The 17,323-nt window shown below is 62.3% G+C and carries 20 protein-coding genes and 1 tRNA gene; 12 read left to right on the top strand and 9 right to left on the bottom strand.

Annotated elements, in window-relative coordinates; translation table 11 throughout:
* Nucleotides 1-4 precede the first annotated feature (4 nt).
* Nucleotides 5-871, top strand: coding sequence for an LpxI family protein (locus AC1DDS_RS17065; protein WP_477479983.1), 867 nt, complete (start codon nt 5-7; stop codon nt 869-871).
* A 4-nt stretch (nt 872-875) separates the two neighbouring features.
* Nucleotides 876-2,060, top strand: coding sequence for a lipid-A-disaccharide synthase (lpxB, locus tag AC1DDS_RS17060; RefSeq protein ID WP_477479982.1), 1,185 nt, complete (start codon nt 876-878; stop codon nt 2,058-2,060).
* A 35-nt stretch (nt 2,061-2,095) separates the two neighbouring features.
* On the opposite strand, the gene AC1DDS_RS17055 is transcribed toward lpxB, so the two are convergent.
* Nucleotides 2,096-2,407, bottom strand: a complete 312-nt coding sequence (locus tag AC1DDS_RS17055; RefSeq protein ID WP_310420941.1) for a hypothetical protein — start codon at nt 2,405-2,407, stop codon at nt 2,096-2,098.
* Between the two features lie 237 nt (nt 2,408-2,644).
* Between AC1DDS_RS17055 and AC1DDS_RS17050 the strand changes: the two genes are divergently transcribed.
* The 6 genes from AC1DDS_RS17050 to AC1DDS_RS17025 all read left to right on the top strand — a co-directional run bounded on the left by AC1DDS_RS17050 (nt 2,645) and on the right by AC1DDS_RS17025 (nt 6,727).
* Nucleotides 2,645-2,881, top strand: a complete 237-nt coding sequence (locus tag AC1DDS_RS17050) for an Lrp/AsnC ligand binding domain-containing protein (protein ID WP_192245016.1) — start codon at nt 2,645-2,647, stop codon at nt 2,879-2,881.
* Nucleotides 2,882-2,954: 73 nt separating this feature from the next.
* A complete protein-coding gene (locus AC1DDS_RS17045; RefSeq protein ID WP_477479981.1) occupies nt 2,955-3,947 on the top strand; it encodes an RluA family pseudouridine synthase in 993 nt (330 codons plus the stop codon).
* The gene (locus AC1DDS_RS17040; protein WP_477479980.1) at nt 3,947-4,612 is read left to right on the top strand and encodes an HAD-IA family hydrolase; all 666 of its coding nucleotides are present in this window, start codon (nt 3,947-3,949) and stop codon (nt 4,610-4,612) included. Before AC1DDS_RS17045 ends, AC1DDS_RS17040 begins: the two co-directional genes overlap by 1 nt.
* A complete protein-coding gene (locus AC1DDS_RS17035; protein WP_477479979.1) occupies nt 4,605-5,393 on the top strand; it encodes an ATP12 family chaperone protein in 789 nt (262 codons plus the stop codon). Before AC1DDS_RS17040 ends, AC1DDS_RS17035 begins: the two co-directional genes overlap by 8 nt.
* 129 nt (nt 5,394-5,522) lie before the next feature.
* Entirely contained in the window at nt 5,523-6,188 is a 666-nt protein-coding gene (locus AC1DDS_RS17030; RefSeq protein ID WP_477479978.1) for a hypothetical protein, read from the top strand.
* 146 nt (nt 6,189-6,334) lie between these two features.
* Nucleotides 6,335-6,727: a DoxX family protein gene (locus AC1DDS_RS17025; RefSeq protein WP_477479977.1), complete on the top strand. Its 393-nt coding sequence runs from the start codon at nt 6,335-6,337 to the stop codon at nt 6,725-6,727.
* A 7-nt stretch (nt 6,728-6,734) separates the two neighbouring features.
* On the opposite strand, the gene AC1DDS_RS17020 is transcribed toward AC1DDS_RS17025, so the two are convergent.
* The 7 genes from AC1DDS_RS17020 to AC1DDS_RS16990 all read right to left on the bottom strand — a co-directional run bounded on the left by AC1DDS_RS17020 (nt 6,735) and on the right by AC1DDS_RS16990 (nt 11,336).
* Entirely contained in the window at nt 6,735-7,049 is a 315-nt protein-coding gene (locus AC1DDS_RS17020) for a DMT family transporter (protein WP_310420929.1), read from the bottom strand.
* Nucleotides 7,050-7,232: 183 nt separating this feature from the next.
* Nucleotides 7,233-8,066, bottom strand: coding sequence for an S-formylglutathione hydrolase (gene fghA / locus AC1DDS_RS17015; RefSeq protein WP_477479976.1), 834 nt, complete (start codon nt 8,064-8,066; stop codon nt 7,233-7,235).
* A 24-nt stretch (nt 8,067-8,090) separates the two neighbouring features.
* Complete coding sequence (locus tag AC1DDS_RS17010; RefSeq protein WP_477479975.1) at nt 8,091-8,753, bottom strand: DUF1345 domain-containing protein; 663 nt, start codon at nt 8,751-8,753, stop codon at nt 8,091-8,093.
* Complete coding sequence (locus tag AC1DDS_RS17005; RefSeq protein WP_477479974.1) at nt 8,750-9,211, bottom strand: YaiI/YqxD family protein; 462 nt, start codon at nt 9,209-9,211, stop codon at nt 8,750-8,752. Before AC1DDS_RS17005 ends, AC1DDS_RS17010 begins: the two co-directional genes overlap by 4 nt.
* A gap of 28 nt (nt 9,212-9,239) precedes the next feature.
* Complete coding sequence (locus AC1DDS_RS17000) at nt 9,240-9,713, bottom strand: GNAT family N-acetyltransferase (protein ID WP_477479973.1); 474 nt, start codon at nt 9,711-9,713, stop codon at nt 9,240-9,242.
* Nucleotides 9,713-10,840 (bottom strand): S-(hydroxymethyl)glutathione dehydrogenase/class III alcohol dehydrogenase, encoded by a 1,128-nt coding sequence (locus AC1DDS_RS16995; RefSeq protein ID WP_477479972.1) that lies wholly within the window; start codon nt 10,838-10,840, stop codon nt 9,713-9,715. The genes AC1DDS_RS17000 and AC1DDS_RS16995 overlap by 1 nt, the downstream gene beginning before the upstream one ends.
* Nucleotides 10,841-10,922: 82 nt before the next feature.
* The gene (locus AC1DDS_RS16990) at nt 10,923-11,336 is read right to left on the bottom strand and encodes a helix-turn-helix domain-containing protein (RefSeq protein ID WP_477479971.1); all 414 of its coding nucleotides are present in this window, start codon (nt 11,334-11,336) and stop codon (nt 10,923-10,925) included.
* 294 nt (nt 11,337-11,630) lie between these two features.
* Here AC1DDS_RS16990 and AC1DDS_RS16985 point away from each other — a divergent pair, with 294 nt between their 5' ends.
* Nucleotides 11,631-12,503, top strand: a complete 873-nt coding sequence (locus tag AC1DDS_RS16985; RefSeq protein WP_477480165.1) for a DMT family transporter — start codon at nt 11,631-11,633, stop codon at nt 12,501-12,503.
* A 51-nt stretch (nt 12,504-12,554) separates the two neighbouring features.
* On the opposite strand, the gene lipB is transcribed toward AC1DDS_RS16985, so the two are convergent.
* Nucleotides 12,555-13,271, bottom strand: a complete 717-nt coding sequence (lipB, locus tag AC1DDS_RS16980) for a lipoyl(octanoyl) transferase LipB (RefSeq protein ID WP_477479970.1) — start codon at nt 13,269-13,271, stop codon at nt 12,555-12,557.
* A 192-nt stretch (nt 13,272-13,463) separates the two neighbouring features.
* Here lipB and AC1DDS_RS16975 point away from each other — a divergent pair.
* The 3 genes from AC1DDS_RS16975 to AC1DDS_RS16965 all read left to right on the top strand — a co-directional run bounded on the left by AC1DDS_RS16975 (nt 13,464) and on the right by AC1DDS_RS16965 (nt 17,281).
* Nucleotides 13,464-13,548, top strand: a tRNA-Leu gene (locus AC1DDS_RS16975).
* Nucleotides 13,549-13,917: 369 nt separating this feature from the next.
* A complete protein-coding gene (locus AC1DDS_RS16970) occupies nt 13,918-14,643 on the top strand; it encodes a hypothetical protein (RefSeq protein WP_477480164.1) in 726 nt (241 codons plus the stop codon).
* Between the two features lie 322 nt (nt 14,644-14,965).
* Nucleotides 14,966-17,281 (top strand): capsular polysaccharide export protein, LipB/KpsS family, encoded by a 2,316-nt coding sequence (locus tag AC1DDS_RS16965; RefSeq protein WP_477479969.1) that lies wholly within the window; start codon nt 14,966-14,968, stop codon nt 17,279-17,281.
* The last annotated feature ends 42 nt before the right edge of the window (nt 17,282-17,323 follow it).

Below are 17,323 nucleotides of genomic sequence, written 5' to 3'. Positions count from 1 at the left end.
CCGAATGGCGGGCGGACGGCCGGAGAGCGCAAAGCGGCTGGCCATCATCGCCGGCAGTGGGCTTTTGCCTGTCCATCTGGCGCGGGCTGCCCGCCTGCATGGCGAGAACCCCTTCGTCCTGACGCTCGCCAACGAGGCTGATCAGGACTGGTCGGACTTCGAGCACCAGCACGTCGGGGTCGGCGACTATGCGGCGATGAGCAACGCCTTTGCCCGCGAGGGAATCGACCGCGCAGTGCTCTCCGGCGCCGTGCAGCGCCGGCCGGAGTGGCGCGAGATCCGGCCGACCCTGCGGACGCTCCTGCAGATTCCCGCCATCGTGCGCACGCTCCTGAACGGCGGCGACGACACGGTCCTGAAGATGGTCATCCGGCTGATCGAAGCGAATGGCGTGCGCGTCGTCGGCGCACACGAGATCGCACCGGAACTGCTGGCGATAGAGGGCGTGATCGGCAAGATCGCTCCGAACGCGGAGGATCTGCGGGACATTGCCGCTGCCTCGGCTGCAGCGCTGGCGCTCGGCGCTCTCGATGTCGGGCAGGGCGCCGTTGCCGTCGGCGGTCGGGTGGTGGCGCTGGAAGGTGCGGAGGGAACCGACCAGATGCTCGAGCGCGTCGCCGACCTGCGCCGGCAGGGGCGGATCTCACAAAGCCGCAAGGGCGTGCTGGTCAAGCTGTGCAAGCCCCGGCAGGACACCCGCGCCGATCTGCCGTCGATCGGGCTCGATACGGTGCATTGGGCCACAGCCGCAGGCCTTGCAGGCATCGCGACCGAAACCGGTCGCTCCCTGGTCCTCGACCGTGAGCGGCTTATCGAAGCGGCGGATCGCGCAGGGCTTTTCGTCTCGGGTATCGTGCCAGGCAAGGAGTGAACCGATGCCCCGTCCGCTCAAGCTCGCGGTGATTGCAGGAGAAGTTTCCGGCGACCTTTTGGGGGGCGATCTCGTTGTGGCCCTGCGCCGCCAGTTGCCGGACGATATCGCTCTGGTCGGTGTCGGCGGCGAGGCGCTGCAGTCTCAGGGCCTCGTGTCGCTGTTCGACTACTCCGAGCTGTCGATCATGGGGGTTTCGCAGGTTCTTGCAAAGCTGCCGAAACTGCTTCGACGCATCCGCCAGACGGCCACCGCTATCATCGAGGCGAAGCCCGATCTCCTCGTCATCATAGACAGCCCCGATTTCACCCACCGCGTCGCGCGTATCGTTCGCCGGCAGATGCCCGGCCTTCCGATCGTGAACTACGTGTGTCCAAGCGTATGGGCTTGGAAGGAAGAGCGCGCACCGCAGATGCGCGGCTATGTGGACCATGTGCTCGCCGTCCTCCCCTTTGAGCCGGAGGTGATGCGGCGGCTGCAGGGACCGGCGACGACCTATGTCGGCCACCGGCTGGCAAGCGACCCTCAGGTCAATGCGGTTCGCCTTGCGCAGATGCAGAAGCCGGTGCCGGCGCTTGGAAGCGGCTTGCCCAGAACCTGCCTGCTGTTGCCGGGCTCGCGGGCGGGTGAAATTACCCGGCTGCTTCCTGTCTTTCGGGAAACGGTCGAAGAGATTGCCGCAGGCGAGGTTCCGTTCTCGTTTCGATTGCCCACCGTGCCGCGCCAGGAGGCACTGGTCCGACAGATGGTTGCGGAATGGCCGGTGAAGCCGGAAATTACGGTTGCGGGTGAAGACAAGTGGCGGGCATTTCAGGCGGCGGACGTGGCGATAGCGGCGTCGGGTACCGTGTTGCTGGAGCTTGCGCTCGCCCGGGTGCCGGTCGTTTCCTGCTACAAGCTCGACTGGATTGCGAAGCTGATGACGCGCAGGATCAAGACCTGGACTGCGGCTCTTCCAAACCTGATCGCTGACTATGCCGTCATACCGGAATATCTCAACGAGGTGGTGCGCCCGGGCAGCCTAGCGCGTTGGGCGGTGCGGCTGACGCATGATACGGCCCAGCGACGCGCCATGCTGGAGGGGTTCGATCTGGTTCATGCGCGCATGCAGGATGAGCGCTCGCCGGGGGACAAGGCAGCCGACGTCATCGTTGCGTTGCTGAGACAGAAAAAGCCCGATCTGGTCTGATCGGGCTCATACCACGGCAAACGGTCGACAGGTGATCAGCGATCGACCCGGCTGACGGCATCGGGCACTCCAGCGCCTGCCGTATCGCCGGCATTCTCGGTGTAGCGGCGTTCGGCCGTCTCGACGCTAACATCCGGTTGACGCTTCATGGTCAGCAGCGCCAGCGCCAACGCGGGCGGTTTCACCAGCGTCAGATAAGCCTTTTGGCGCGCATCGCCATCAATCTTGGTCGCATCGCTCCAGGCCTCGATCCGCTGCTCGAACAGGGTGTCGGCGCGCGTGGTCGTCTTATAGCCCTGAGCGGCATAGGCGGCGGTGCTGGGAGATACGGTTACGATCTGCGACATGGATAGCTTCCGGGCTGTAAACAACCCTCATTAGCAGTTGCGGCTTTTTCATCAATTAATCGCGCTGATTGAATTTTAAGCAAATTTTAACAGGTCAACGGACACGACGAATGCAGGCCCGCAGCAATTGGCGTCGGCACTCTTGCTTCCCGGGGCCGAACTCCTTCATAAAGCCGACTACGACCGCCCGCATGGGCGCAATGGGAAATGGCCGCGTGCGGCGGTGGAGTGATCGCGATGAAACCGATTTTTGTGCAACTGCAGTGCGCTCCGGGCAAGACCTATGAGGTTGCCGACGCGCTCTATGCGACCGAGCTGATCTCCGAGCTCTACTCGACGAGCGGCGACTACGACCTTCTGTTGAAGGTCTATGTCGAGAGCGAGGAGGATATCGGCAAGTTCATCAATGACAACATTGCCGTGATTCCCGGGATCGTCCGTTCGCTGACCACCCTGACGTTCCGGGCGTTCTGAGAACAGGCTCCCTGCAACTTTCCCTTTTCGGGAACATGCGCTAAAGCACGCGCTGAACCGAGAGAAGGCGAAGATGGCAGGTATCGAACACAGGCAGGTGGACCAGGACGAGGCGGGGATGCGGCTCGACCGATGGTTCAAGGTCCACTATCCGGGACTCGGCTTCGGCCAACTGCAGAAGTTGCTGCGCTCGGGGCAGGTCCGGATCGACGGCGGCCGCGCCAAGACCGATACCCGTGTCCAGCCGGGCCAGACGGTGCGTATTCCACCGATGGGCGTCGACGCCAAGGATGTGAAATCCGGTCCGATCGCCAGCCGTGACCTGAAGCATTCACCCGATGCCGAACTGCTCTCGCGGATGCTGCTGCACGAGGACGACAAAGTGTTCGTGCTGAACAAACCGCCGGGCATCGCCGTCCAGGGCGGCTCCGGCGTTACCCGTCACATCGACAAGATGCTGGAGGCCTGGACGAGCCAGAAGGGCGAAAAGCCGCGCCTGGTCCACCGTCTCGACCGCGACACGTCCGGCGTGCTGGTCGTCGCGCGCACGCGCGGCGCCGCGCAGAAGCTGACGGCCGCCTTCCGCGAACGTGACACGAAGAAGACCTACTGGGCGATTGTGAAGGGCGTGCCGCGCAAGCGAGAGGACCGGATCTCGACCTGGCTGGTGAAGGAGCAGACCCCGGATGGCGACCGCATGCGGATCGCCAAGCACGGCGAGGAGGGGGCCGATCACGCGGTGTCGTATTACCGCGTGATCGAACAGGCAGGCCAGAATTTCGCGTGGCTGGAAATGGAGCCCTATACGGGCCGCACCCACCAGCTTCGCGTCCATGCCGCCCACATCGGCCACCCGATTCTGGGCGATCCGAAATATTTCGACGCGGATATCAACTGGCCCTTCCCGGGCGGGGTTCAGAACCGTCTCCACCTGCATGCCCGCCACATCGATATTCCGCATCCGTCCGGCGGGCGGCTGCGGGTGTCCGCCCCGTTGCCGCCGCACATGGTGCAGACCTGGAATCTCTTCGGCTTCGACCGCAACGCGCAGGACGAGGACGATTGATGCGCCTGGTGCTTTTTGACTGCGACGGCACGCTGGTCGACAGCGCGGGCCTTATTCATGAAGTCATGGCGCGGACGTTCGAGGAGTTCGGGCACGGTCGTCTTGAGCTTGAGGCAACCAAGAGCATCATCGGGTTGACGCTCGACATCGCCATTGCGCGCCTGCAGGGCAAGGCGCATGTGGACGACGAGGCGCTGGCGATGACAGCGCACTACAAGGCGATTTTCACCAGCGTGCGCGCCGAGCCGGGCTTTCAGGAGCCGCTGTTTCCGGGCATCGGTGGACTGATCCGCCGGCTGGAGCGCCAGGACGACATGCTGCTCGGCGCGGTCACCGGCAAGTCGCGGCGCGGACTGGATGCGATCCGCCTCGCGCACGGCTTCGAGAAGACCTTCTTCGTCTCGCGGACGGCGGACGACTGTCCCTCCAAGCCGCACCCGGCGATGGTCTCAGAATGTTGCGCCGAAACCGGGATCGATGCGACGCAGACGGTTGTTATCGGCGATGCGATCTACGATATGCAGATGGCAAAGGCGGCCGGCGCGCAAGCGGTCGGTGTCGCCTGGGGTTATGCCAGTGTTCCCGAACTCGTCGAGGCGGGCGCGGACCACATACTAAGGGAGCCGGCCGAACTGTTGCGGTGGCTGGAGTTATCCAATGCGTGAAATTCTCTCCGACCTTTCCGACGCCATGAGTGATCCTGATCCGGTTCGCCGCGCCCAGATCCAGATGAAGCGGCCGCTGCCGAAGCGGTTCTACAAGGACGTCTCGATCGGCCAGACCAGCGACGGTTATAGCATCCTGCTCGATGGACGGGCGGTGCGGACGCCGGCAAAGCGACTGCTCGCCGTCGATTCGGCCGCTCTGGCCGATCGGTTGAAAGAGGAATGGGAAGCACAGGGCGAGGAAATCGATCCGGCGAAAATGCCGGTGACGCGGCTCGTCAACACAGCCCTGGACGGTGTCGCCGACAATCGGCAGGCGGTCTTCGACGAGATCGTCCGCTTCGCCGGAACCGACATGATATGCTACCGCGCCGATAGCCCGGAGCGGCTGGTCGAGCAGCAGCGCGAGGGCTGGGACCCCGTGCTGGACTGGGCCGCTGCCACCCTTGGTGCCCGTTTCATCCTGGCTGAAGGCGTCCTGCACCAGGAGCAGCCGCAGCCGGCGATTGCCGCGTTTGCCGCCGCACTGGCGAAATTCGATTCGCCACTTGCGCTTGCCTGCATCCATACGGTCACCACGTTGACGGGCTCTGCGATCCTTGCGCTCGCCTTCGCGCACGGCCGCCTTGATGCAGAAGCGGTATGGAAACTTGCGCACATTGATGAGGACTGGCAGATCGAGCACTGGGGTACCGACGAAGAAGCGTTTCGTCGCCGGGAGCTTCGCTGGCACGAACTCGAGGTCGCAGCCGGGGTGTTTTCGGCAGTCACATCTGGCTGAGCCATCCGTCGTGATGTTTACCATCGATGCAGGATTGCATTGCGCCGGTCCGTGTCGGCGTGCGATGGGGGTTGGATCAGGGGCTGATTCGCCTTGGCGGCGAGTGCATAGAATACGGATTCAAACTTGATGCTGATGTCTTTCCTTCGTGTGCCGCTCGCCGCGCTCGCGGTTCTTGCGATGTCCGTCACCGCGGGAGCAGAAACGCTAAAGGATATCCGCAAGGTAGCGGTGAGTGGGGACGGCTCCGTTCCGGCGGCGCTGGTCAAGATGACCGGGCAACAGCTGAATCAGGCGATTCGCTCCACGCGCCGGCCGGTACCGTTGCCAAAGGTGACGATGGATGTGCGGCTCTCGAATGTGGTTCGGGGAACGGGCGCCCAGGCCGGGCGCAACTCCGCACAGGTGAGCGTGGCGCTGCGGGACGGGTCAGGAGCGTCCGTTTCGAGCGAGAACTTCACCGTGAACAGCTTCATGCCAGGGGCAAAAGCTGGTGACAAGGCGCTGGCCAACGCGATTTCCCAGCGCGTTGCGGTCGCCTACCGGCTCGCTCCGGTCAAGGCGGCAACGCGCGAAAAACGCTCCGGCAAGCACAAACCGCGCTCGGGGTCACGATCCACCACGCCTTCCGCGGTCGCAGCGGCCGCGCCGCGCGCGGAAGATCCCATCATTATCCCGAGCGAGGCGGCACTGACCGTGCGCCCGCGCGTCCGCAAGCCGAAAGCCGACGTCAGCGCAAGCGCCGATGCCAAGCCGGCTCCTTGCGCGGCAACTTCGGCGACAAGCTGCAACTGATCTCCGGCGGCAAGCGGAGGGTAAACCAGCCGGCACGCCCCGGCGGATGAGGCGATTTTCGCCTGCGACTTGATCCGGCGCCGATAAAGCCGGATATTGAATGGGTGACGCCCCTCATCGGCTTTGGTTGCCGGACGGAGGTCGCTATGACGCTCGCCAACCGCCTGTCCCTCTATCAGCCCTACGCGTTGGCCGCGCTCAGGATCATCACAGCGCCGCAGTTCATCGAACATGGGACGCAGAAATTCTTCGACTTTCCCCCGGCGGCTCAGCCGTTCGGCGACCTGGTCAACCTCATCGGCGTCGCCGGCGTGCTCGAGGCGATCGGCGGTGGCCTCATCCTGATCGGCCTCTTCACACGGCCGACGGCCTTCATCCTCAGCGGCTTCATGGCCACGGCCTATTTCATCGCGCATATGCCGGTCGATTTCTGGCCGGTGAACAATCGCGGCGATGCCGCGATCTCGTTCTGCTTCATCTTTCTCTATCTCGTCTTCGCCGGGCCGGGCGCGTTTGCGCTCGACAACCGGCGAAGCTGAAGGAGAGTCAGGCGGCGAATTTGAGGCCCATGATGCCCGTGACGATGAGGACGATGCAGCCAAGGCGCATGGCCGTCACCGGCTCGGCAAAGAGGATGATGCCGAGGATGACGGTTCCGACCGTGCCGATGCCGGTCCAGACCGCATAGGCGGTACCCATCGGCAGGTTTTTCACCGCCATGCCGAGAAGCACCACGCTGATGACCATGGCAGCGGCCGTAAGGGCAGTGGGGAGAGGTTTAGTGAAGCCGGCCGTGTATTTCAGGCCAATCGCCCAACCAATTTCGAAGATACCGGCGAGTGCAAGCAAAATCCAGGACATATCCTGCTCCGTTTCAAAGGAGCGGGGCCGTCCCCGCGTTCGATTCCCGCGTCGTGATCGATTCGCGGCTGCAGTCGTCTGCTTTTCGACTATATCGCGGCAGGAGAGACGAATGACAAGAGGCGCCCGCGCAAATCAGTCATGCGCGGGCGCCATGGTTCACGGTTTTTCGACGACGTGCGGTCAGCCCAACCGCTCAGCATGCCACCTGAGGTGGTCATCCATAAAGGTCGAGATGAAGTAGTAGGAGTGATCATAACGCTCGTGCATGCGCAGCGTTAGGCCGATTCCCGTGCCCTTGGCGATCTCCTCGAAAAGCCAGGGGCGAAGGCCGGCTTCGAGGAATCCGTCGGCCTTGCCCTGGTCGATCAGGAATTCCGGGAACCGGGCGCCGTCCTCGACCAGCGCGCAGGTGTCGTACTGGCGCCACGCGGCCTTGTCCGATCCAAGATACTTCTCGAACGCCGGAGCCGACCAGTCGGCGGAAGAGGGCGCGACGATGGGGGCGAACGCGGAGCAGCTTTTGAAGCGGCCAGGGTTCTTCAGGGCAATCGTCATGGCGCCATGCCCGCCCATCGAGTGCCCGAAGATGCCCTGGCGGGACATGTCGACGCGAAAATGCTCGCCAACCAAGGCTGGCAATTCCTCGGTGATGTAAGTGTACATCTGGTAATTATCGGCCCAGGGCTTCTCGGTAGCGTCCAGATAGAAGCCCGCGCCCTTGCCCATCTGCCAATTGGTCAGTTCGTCCGGCACGTCGTTGCCGCGCGGGCTGGTGTCGGGGCAGACGATGATAAGGCCCAGTTCCGCGGCCATCCGCCGATATTCACCCTTTTCCATGACGTTCGCATGGGTGCAGGTCAGCCCCGAGAGATACCAAAGGACGGGACAGGGCTCAGTGGTCGCCTTCGGCGGAACGAAGACGGCGAAGGTCATTTCGCATTTGGTGGCAGACGAATCGTGGGCGTACACGCCCTGCATGCCGCCGAAGGCCTGGTTCTGGGATATGACTTTCATGGGAACTCCATTTTGCAAGTGCAGTCACGAGGCAAGTGCCACCGCCGCGTTGACGACGGCCGCGACTAGCACGGTATTGAAGAAGAACGACACGATCGCATGCAGGAGATTCAGCTTGCGCATTTCGGTCGTGGTGATGGCGGTATCCGACGTCTGGGCTGTCATGCCGACGATGAAGGCGAAGTAGAGGAAATCGTAGATGCCCGGCTCGTCGGTCTGCGGAAAATCCAACCCGCGCTGGTCCGGCTGCACTCTCTTGCCACCATGCGGGCGCCAATAGATGTGCGCGTAGTGGACGGCCGCCATGGTGTGGATGGTGAACCAGCCGAGGACGACGGAGGCGAAGGACAGAGTTAGGTCCAACGGTCGGACGTTCCCGGCCTGATGGAGGACGATGAAAAGCGAAGCCAAGGAGATCGCGAAGACACCGACGGTCACCACCAGAATGATCGGTGCCGGTGCATCCGTGTCAACCGCATGCTTTCGAAGATAGCCGGCACTCAGCCGGGGCAGGCTCCGAGCAATCATAAACAGATACAGCAGGAAGAATACGATGCCGGACAACTGTAGCGCGACACTGGCGTTCAGCCATAGAGCGGCTGGCAGCACGACGAGCGCGACGCCTGCGGCGATATAGAACGGGCGATGGCGTCCGTGCGATCCACTTCGGTCAAGCGAGGCGCTCATGACGAATCGCCTTGCCTGCTGGACTTGGCCCGGCGGCACAGGCGGTCCAGTGTCTCGAGAAATGCCGAGCGATCGCGCGCGGAGAAGGCGGCGTTGTAGCCCTTGCTTTCACCGGTCTCGCGCAGGTGCTGTCCAAGATCGCGCATAGCCGAGGCCATGCCGATATTGCTCTTGTCGAAAGGGCGGCCCGTTGGACCGGTCACCAGCGCGTCCTTCGCGACGCAGCGCCCGGCAAGCGGAACATCCGCCGTGACGACAATATCGCCGGGACTTACGTGTTCAACGATCCAATCATCGGCCGCATCGAAGCTGCCTGAAACGATAACATTCCTGACCATCGGGTCGCGCGACGGACGCAGGCCGGAATTGGCGACGAACGTCACTTCCAAACCGTGCCGCTCGGCAACCTTGAGGATCTCCGGTTTCACCGGACAGGCATCGGCATCGACGTAGATCATGGCGTTGTGTTCGGTCCTGTCTCGTGCCTCAGGCGCCACGGTTCGTGGCCGGCCGCACCATATCGATATGGGGTATGCCGTCCTCCAGATATTCCTCCGAAACCGGGGAAAAGCCAAAGGATTCATAGAAGCGTTTCAGGTGGCTTTGGGCTGACAGGGCGATTTGCGCTTGTGGAAACCGCAGTTCGCAAGCGGCAATCGCCTCCCGCATCACCGCTTCGCCGAGCCGCTTGCCGCGGTGTGCGGGGGAAACCACGACCCTTCCGATCCGGGCTAGGGTATTGGTCCCGTCCGGTGGCAGAATACGTGCCGCAGCGATCAGGTCCGCACCCGACAGCAGCCGCAGATGCAGCACGTCGATATCGCGGCCGTCCAGGTCGGGGTAGGGGCATTCCTGTTCGACGACGAAGACGTCGACGCGCAGCTTCAGCAGCGCATAAAGTTCGACGGCGGAGAACGCGTCCATTCTCCGCACGTCGGCCTTATAGGCCTCAACAGTCATCAATAGACCACGACACCGCGGATGCTCTCGCCCGAATGCATCAGCTCGAAGCCCTTGTTGATGTCTTCGAGCGGCATGGTGTGGGTGATCATCGGATCGATCTGGATCTTGCCTTCCATGTACCAGTCGACGATCTTCGGCACGTCGGTGCGGCCGCGCGCGCCACCGAAGGCCGTGCCCATCCACTGCCGGCCGGTGACGAGCTGGAACGGCCGCGTCGAAATCTCCTGGCCGGCGCCGGCGACGCCGATGATCACCGACTTGCCCCAGCCGCGATGCGCCGATTCGAGCGCCTGGCGCATCACCTTGGTGTTGCCGGTGCAGTCGAAGGTGTAGTCGGCGCCGCCGATCAGGTCGCCGTTGCGCTTGGTCAGGTTGACGAGGTGGGGGACGATGTCGTCGCCGACCTCCTTGGCATTGACGAAGTGGGTCATGCCGAACTTTTCGCCCCAGGCCTGGCGGTCGGGATTGATGTCGACGCCGATGATCATGTCGGCGCCGGCGAGCCGCAGCCCCTGCAGCACGTTGAGGCCGATGCCGCCGAGGCCGAAGACGATCGCCGTCGAACCGATCTCGACCTGCGCGGTGTTGATCACCGCGCCGATGCCGGTGGTGACGCCGCAGCCGATGTAGCAGATCTTGTCGAACGGCGCGTCCGGATTGACCTTGGCGACGGCGATCTCCGGCAGCACCGTGTAGTTGGCAAACGTCGAGCAGCCCATGTAGTGGTGGATCTTGTCCTTGCCGATCGAGAACCGCGAGGTGCCGTCCGGCATCAGGCCCTGGCCCTGCGTCGAGCGGATCGCCGTGCAGAGGTTGGTCTTGCGGCTGAGGCAGGAGTAGCACTCGCGGCATTCCGGCGTGTAGAGCGGGATGACGTGGTCACCCTTCTTCACCGAGGTGACGCCGGGGCCGACGTCGACGACGATGCCGGCGCCCTCATGGCCGAGGATCGCCGGGAACAGCCCCTCCGGATCGGCGCCCGACAGCGTGAAGTCGTCGGTGTGGCAGATGCCGGTGGCCTTGACCTCGATCAGCACTTCGCCGGCGCGCGGGCCTTCGAGCTGTACGGTCATCACTTCCAGCGGCTTGCCCGCCTGAACGGCGACGGCGGCGCGTACGTCCATGATCTTTCTCCTAAAACGTCAACAGATTCTGTCCGGCGCGGACCATTGCAGAGCAACCCCCGCCGCTCAAGCCCGCAATGCCTCAATCTTTGTTGTTCCGGTCGCGGCCAGCAAGCTTGCCGATCTCCGCTTCGAGGGCAGCAATCGCAAGTCCGGTCTGCTCGTGCAAGCGGCGGAGCTGATGCAATTGTTCCATCAGCGGGTGCAGCCCTGGCTCCGATTCGACCTCGGGCGGGGCATCACCGACACCGGCGATCAGCCAGGAGGGTGACACGCCGAGCACACCGGCGAGCATGAAAAGGGCCTGTGTGCGCGGTTCGGCATGATCACGCTCCCAATCTGCCACGGTTTCTTCCGGCAGCCCCATCCGGGTCGCGACTTCCTCGAGCGACATATCAAGCGCGTCCCGCGCCCGCCATATGCGACCGCCGAGCGTGTCGCCGTCGGCGTGGCTGGATCGAAAGGGAATGGTGTTGTTGTCGCCGGTTTCGGCCATTGCGGTCTCCGTTGTCGTGGCTTCAAGCTTAAAGACCGGCAGAAGGCCAGGCTACTCCAATTGCGCCGCCTTCGGACGCATGGTTTGCCGGCATTGCGCAAAGGGGACGCTAACAACCGGGCGGACGTCTTGACCTGGCAGCCAGCAATGCTGTTGAAGCGGGGCCAGCCTTCGATGCCGCCGATTCCAGCCATCGCGGTACATCGAGACTGGCGACAGGCGAGCCAAAGGTACCCCATGCAAACGTCGGCGACGGAACACTTCAGACAACAGACGATGCAGGGCATGGCGCTCATGACATTTGCCATGATGCTACTGCCCGGAATGGATGCCATCGCCAAGTACATGGCGACCTATGGCGGCATGTCGCCGGGGCAGGTGACCTTCTATCGGTTCTTCTTCCAGCTCGTCTGCACGCTGCCGCTGCTGCTGACGGTCGGCGGCAAGGAGGCGTTTCGCGCTAAACGGCCATGGATGAACCTGCTGCGCGGAATATTGCACGGGGGCGCCAGCCTGCTGTTCTTCGCGGCGGTCAAATACATGCCGCTGGCGGACGTTTTCGCCATCTATTTCGTCGAACCCTTCATATTGACGGCGATGTCGGCGGTCTTTCTCGGAGAGCGGGTCGGCTGGCGGCGGTGGCTGGCGATCGCGGTGGGTTTTGGCGGTGCGTTGATCGTCATCCAGCCGAGCTTCGCCGTTTTCGGCATGACATCGCTGCTGCCGGTTGGCTGCGCTTTCCTGTTCTCGCTCTATCTGTTTCTCAACCGGGCGATCGGGGAGGGCGATTCGCCACTGACAATGCAGACGATCTCCGGATTTGGCGGGATGCTGTTTCTGGGGGGCGCGTTAATAGTGGGCAATGGCGCCGGTATTGCAGATTTCGAGCCGTCGCTGCCGCAATCAGGATTTGCGCTGGTCCTCCTTCTGATTCTCGGAGGCTTGTCCGGCTACGCGCACATACTTGTCGTGCGTGCTTTCCGGATGGCGCCGCTGTCGCTGCTGGCACCTTTCCAGTATTTCGAGATCATCTCCGCCACGATTCTCGGCTACGCGATCTTCGGCGAATTCCCGGGCGTCTGGAAATGGGTGGGGATCTCCATCATCGTCGGGTCCGGGCTGTTCATCCTGTGGCGAGAGCGGGTGAATTCGGCCAAGCGGGCATAATCGCCTGCCGCATGATTCGCGGGCAATTCGCTCTCATTTGCGAAGCAACCCCTATCGGTCGATCGTCACCGGTCCGAAGACTCTCTCGAAAGCTTCCTTAAGGCGCACGTCGACATCGCTCATCATCACGGGCAGGCCGAGATCGACGAGGCTAGTGACGCCGTAGCCGCGGATCCCGCACGGGACGATTCCGTTGAAATGCTCCAGGTCCGGATCGACGTTCAGGGAAAGACCGTGAAAGCTTACCCAGCGTCGCAGACGGATGCCGATCGCGGCGACCTTGTCCTCCGCCGGCGAGCCATCGGGTAGCGGCGGCCGTTCCGGGCGCTGCACCCAGACGCCGACCCGGTCTTCACGGCGTTCGCCCCTGACATTCATTTGCGCAAGCGTTTCAATGACCACGTCCTCGAGTGCCGCCACGAAGGCACGCACGTCCTGGCGGCGCCGCTTCAAATCGAGCATGACATAGACGACGCGCTGGCCGGGCCCATGATAGGTGTATTCGCCGCCGCGCCCGGTCTGGAAAACGGGAAAGCGGTCCGCATCCACGAGGTCCGCGCTGTCCGCACTGGTGCCGGCGGTGTAGAGCGGCGGATGCTCGACCAACCAGACAAGTTCGTCTGCCTCACCTGCGGCGATCGCCGCAGCTTCGCGTTCCATCGTTTCCACTGCGACGTCGTAAGGGGTCAGACCCGATTCTATCCGCCAGCGTGCCGGCCGCGAACCGGGAGTGGCAAACATCGATCTATCAAGTTCAGCACGTTGCATGATGCGTCCTTTTGGCAATTCCTGCGAATATAGGCCGGAGAGCACGGGGATTTGAGGGGGGAAAAGCCGCTGTTCACAGGGCCTGTTGAAATTGTTGTTTTTCCCGTCAGATTTCTGTCGCAGTGGCCTTGTGCACCCAAAACGCTTTTGCTACATGCACCCCCGTCGGCGCAAGTCGACGCCTACCACGATGCGGTCGTGGCGGAATTGGTAGACGCGCAGCGTTGAGGTCGCTGTGGGGCAACCCGTGGAAGTTCGAGTCTTCTCGACCGCACCAAAAACCCGGCTTCGGCCGGGTTTTTTGTTTAATGTTCAAGTGGTTGGATCTTCAGGTGTCCCATGGCAAGTCCAAGCGGACATTATGACCATGGCTGTTTTCACCAGGCTCCAGCGCTCGGCTCTTCGCGTATGGAGTTCCGATGTTTTCGAGGTCCCACACAGCCGAGCGTATGGGGTGGGGGGCAAGCTGCCCACGCTACCAGAGCCGCTACGCAGTGCTGCCCCTGACTGCCCTTCCGGTACTGCGTGCTTCGACGTTTTTCGGCACACCGGGCGGCGAATGGACACGAAGACGAGCTTGTGTCAGAGATGTGTCGCATATCTAATTTAGGTGACTCTTTCCCTCGCCACTCAAGTGGGGCTCGCGATGAAGATGGAACCTGCCGCGCTTGAAGCATTGCGCGATAGACACCGTCGCTGGCTCGCGCGACTTGGTATTCTGGATAGGCCGTGGTTGATTCTCGGCTCTGCGCCATCACCTACGATCCCGCCTGATGTGATCGGACACTGTGCACGCGTCGACATCAACAACTCGGGCAGGACGGCCAACGCACTGGGCCTCCCACCCGCCGACCTGACGTTCCGCAAGCGAAGGAAGTCCTGGGAAGAACATCCCCATGTCAGGACGAGGGGACTTCTGTGGCTCCATAACAAGCCTCTTTGGTGGATGCACCTGGAGCTCTTGGCCAAGCCGGATGTGCGCTACGAGAGCCTGATGCGCGCCACCAAGCCTGAGCGCGAGGCGATTGTCGATGCCGTGAGTGGCGGACTTCCCGCAGACATCGGAGAGGTCGGGAAGGTGACGAACGGAGTTGCCGCCCTCTGCTACGCACTTTTCATGGGCGTGCCGTCTGTAACCCTCGCGGGGTTCTCGATCACCACGATGGGCCATTCTTACGACGACAAGGGAAGAATTCGCCGGCAGATCGCCGAAGACACTTTCGTTCTGACGCGCTTGAAGGACCGAGGAGACGTCTTCACAACCGAATTGGATCTGTCCGAGGGTATCGGTTTGCCTCTCGTTCGCGATGAGGGCGGCGGCGCCAGACCGGCTTCAATTGTGACTGGTCCTGTCCGAAGCCATCTTCCCTGAGAAAATCCCCTCCATCGGGCGTCCAGGGGTCAGCGAAAAACCTGACGTCGGGATTGCAGTCAGACGAATGCACCGGTTTCGGCCTGCGTCGTTGCGCTCGGCATTGTGTCGGGTTGTCACATAGCTCTCATGGAAGTCTGATTGAATCGCCGCGATGAACACTACGACAAAGTCCAGCAAACATTGCGGTGACATATTCACGATGGTTTCTCTCAAGGCGATAAGAAAGGCTTGCCGCAGAGCGCTCAGGCCGATGCAGAGCAGGTTTGGTTCCGTCCCTGACGATTTTTCGCGGCTTCCTCCCGGACGCTCACATCCAGCCTTGGCCCTCACACCCGATATTTTCGACCTGGTCGGCGACAATTGGCGGGACTGTCCAGAAAAACCATTGGCTTTCTTTTGGGATTTCAATCCATGGAAACGGGACTTCGTGTCACGTTATTTCCCGCAGTTTCGCACGGTTTTCGTGTCAAAGAATCGTCCTTGGCGCAGTGTCAGCGCAATGCTGGACAACTGCGACCTCACCGGCACGCGCTTCGTGTTGTGGGGGGCGGTCGAACGGCCTGATGTCACTGCCTATGCTTCAGCTAGAGAGATTCCCGTGTTGCGCGTGGAGGACGGCTTCGTCCGTTCGTCGGATCTCGGCGGGCGCCACACGACAGCACTCTCGCTCGCGATCGACGACCAGGGGATCTATTTCGATGCCCGCAGTCCGTCCCGCCTGGAAATACTCCTGAATGAGACGGATTTCGGTGCAATTCCCGAATTGATCGAAGCGTCCCGGGCGCTGCTCAAGATCATTCGCGACCTCAATGTCAGCAAATACAACCTCGCCTGCGCTCAGGCGGCCGACGAAGTTCTCGGCATGCAGACTCGCCGACGGATACTGGTTCTTGGGCAGGTGGAGGCGGATGCGTCCATCCGTTGCGGACTCGCGGCCGGCTGGACGGACCTCCGGCTTATCAAGCTGGCGCTGGAAGAGAACCCAGATGCGGAAATCCTCTACAAGCCGCATCCCGATGTTCTCAACGGGTTACGAAACAATCTCCATGCAATGGACGAGTATACGGCTTACTGCCGCGTCCTGGAGGGAGATCTCATCCTCGGCGCACTCTTCGAGCACGTGGATCACGTTTATACGTTGACGTCCCTGTCCGGATTTGAAGCGCTCATCCACGGCGTGGCGGTTACGACCATTGGTGCACCGTTCTACTCCGGCTGGGGGCTCACGGACGACAGGGTGCAGGTGGAGCGTCGCAAACGGCGGCTTACTGTCGAAGAAGTCTTCTGTGCTGCCTATCTGCTTTACCCGAAATACCTCGTCAGCCTGGATGATCCGGTTCGCGGGTGCCTGGCGACGATCATGCGAATCGTCGCCGAACGCCGCGACGCCACCGATTCGCTTGTAGCCGATGTCGCCGAGCGCGCCGAGTGCTTCGATTCGCACCTCTGGCCCGCCACCCTGCGCTCGGACGCGCTTGCGGTTGCACTCAGGGACGAACGGAACGATGCCATTCTCGCCCGGGGCGTCGGCCGCATCCTTGCAGTCGATCAAAGCCATCACTTCCAGCTCTTCGCCAGCTATCTGATCTGCGGCAAACTCAGAAATACGCCAGCCTATGTGCGACTCCTTGACGAGCTTCGTATCGTCTTGCCTCGGTTGGTGTTCGAGCGACTCGTCAGCGACTTATGGTCCTGCTATCCAGACCGGCATCTGCTGCGGCTTTGGGCGTCCTTGTGCGAGCAGTCCGGCGATGTGGAAACCGCCCGGCGTGCGCTTGCCTATCTCGCGGACGGAAGCCTGACGGCACAGGCAAGCATGCCCCGCGCCGTGCCGATGTCCGGAAGCCAGCCAGACCGACTACGAATGGCCCAGTTCGAATTGCGCAATCGCCGACCTGATGTCGCGCTGGATATGTATCTCAAGCTCCTGTTGTCGGGGGACCTGCAGGCCGAAATGTTCGCAGGCATCGCGGAAATCGCTGTGCTTCGGAAAGACTTTTCGGCTGCAGGAACCATTCTCAAGGCCCTCAACGTCTATGAGCCTCGCTGGCGGAATGGACATGGTTATTTGCTAGAGGCCAAGGTGCTGGCGCTCGATGGCCGTCCGTCCGATGTGATCGCCGCGATGGCCTCGGCGTGCTTCGTCGATCCAGATCATGCCGAAAGCTGGCCGTCCTATGAACAGTCGATCCCCGGGCCATTGCCGTACGATGACGCGCTACGCACTGCCGTCCAGTTCTTTGCCGCAGATTCGGTGAACGCCGAGACGCGCCGACTTATTGAAGAAGGCCGGATCGATGAGGCGGAGGCGTTGCTGTTGACGTCTGAACCGGGCGACGGCGAATTCGCTAACTACGCCGTTCAACTGTCGGAAATCTTCCGCGTTCGTGGAAAGCTCAAGGAGGCACGGCGCCTGATCGCAAGCGTGCTTGCCCGTTACCCGAAAGCGGCGGTCTATCGCGAAGCGGTGCGGGTCGCGCAGGCTTGCAACGCCAGGGAGTGGGCGGACAGTCTGATCTACGCCGCCGCCGAACAGGGTTTAGATATCGGCGCAGCTCGCCATCACGCCAATGAGCTTCCGGCACGGGATGCCGCTGGTTCGAGAACCCCGGCATTGGTTGAATTCCGCGCCTAACGACACGGAGTAACAGGGAGACCGCCGTAACCGCGGTTGGCG

This window comes from Mycoplana sp. 10N416 (assembly GCF_056394765.1).
The sequence above is the reverse complement of the archived record's forward strand: the minus strand, read 5'-3'. Positions and strand labels throughout refer to the sequence as shown.

Excerpts from the sequence above, each read along its gene's own strand:
- AC1DDS_RS16985 (WP_477480165.1), top strand. The coding sequence starts at position 11,631 with ATGACATTTGCCATGATGCTACTGCCCGGAATGGATGCCATCGCCAAG.
- AC1DDS_RS17055 (WP_310420941.1), bottom strand. The coding sequence starts at position 2,407 with ATGTCGCAGATCGTAACCGTATCTCCCAGCACCGCCGCCTATGCCGCT.
- AC1DDS_RS17065 (WP_477479983.1), top strand. The coding sequence starts at position 5 with ATGGCGGGCGGACGGCCGGAGAGCGCAAAGCGGCTGGCCATCATCGCC.
- AC1DDS_RS17045 (WP_477479981.1), top strand. The coding sequence starts at position 2,955 with ATGGCAGGTATCGAACACAGGCAGGTGGACCAGGACGAGGCGGGGATG.
- lipB (WP_477479970.1), bottom strand. The coding sequence starts at position 13,271 with ATGCAACGTGCTGAACTTGATAGATCGATGTTTGCCACTCCCGGTTCG.
- AC1DDS_RS17020 (WP_310420929.1), bottom strand. The coding sequence starts at position 7,049 with ATGTCCTGGATTTTGCTTGCACTCGCCGGTATCTTCGAAATTGGTTGG.
- AC1DDS_RS17050 (WP_192245016.1), top strand. The coding sequence starts at position 2,645 with ATGAAACCGATTTTTGTGCAACTGCAGTGCGCTCCGGGCAAGACCTAT.
- AC1DDS_RS17010 (WP_477479975.1), bottom strand. The coding sequence starts at position 8,753 with ATGAGCGCCTCGCTTGACCGAAGTGGATCGCACGGACGCCATCGCCCG.
- AC1DDS_RS17040 (WP_477479980.1), top strand. The coding sequence starts at position 3,947 with ATGCGCCTGGTGCTTTTTGACTGCGACGGCACGCTGGTCGACAGCGCG.
- AC1DDS_RS16970 (WP_477480164.1), top strand. The coding sequence starts at position 13,918 with ATGAAGATGGAACCTGCCGCGCTTGAAGCATTGCGCGATAGACACCGT.
- AC1DDS_RS17030 (WP_477479978.1), top strand. The coding sequence starts at position 5,523 with ATGCTGATGTCTTTCCTTCGTGTGCCGCTCGCCGCGCTCGCGGTTCTT.
- AC1DDS_RS17000 (WP_477479973.1), bottom strand. The coding sequence starts at position 9,713 with ATGACTGTTGAGGCCTATAAGGCCGACGTGCGGAGAATGGACGCGTTC.
- lpxB (WP_477479982.1), top strand. The coding sequence starts at position 876 with ATGCCCCGTCCGCTCAAGCTCGCGGTGATTGCAGGAGAAGTTTCCGGC.
- fghA (WP_477479976.1), bottom strand. The coding sequence starts at position 8,066 with ATGAAAGTCATATCCCAGAACCAGGCCTTCGGCGGCATGCAGGGCGTG.
- AC1DDS_RS17005 (WP_477479974.1), bottom strand. The coding sequence starts at position 9,211 with ATGATCTACGTCGATGCCGATGCCTGTCCGGTGAAACCGGAGATCCTC.
- AC1DDS_RS17035 (WP_477479979.1), top strand. The coding sequence starts at position 4,605 with ATGCGTGAAATTCTCTCCGACCTTTCCGACGCCATGAGTGATCCTGAT.
- AC1DDS_RS16990 (WP_477479971.1), bottom strand. The coding sequence starts at position 11,336 with ATGGCCGAAACCGGCGACAACAACACCATTCCCTTTCGATCCAGCCAC.
- AC1DDS_RS16995 (WP_477479972.1), bottom strand. The coding sequence starts at position 10,840 with ATGGACGTACGCGCCGCCGTCGCCGTTCAGGCGGGCAAGCCGCTGGAA.
- AC1DDS_RS17025 (WP_477479977.1), top strand. The coding sequence starts at position 6,335 with ATGACGCTCGCCAACCGCCTGTCCCTCTATCAGCCCTACGCGTTGGCC.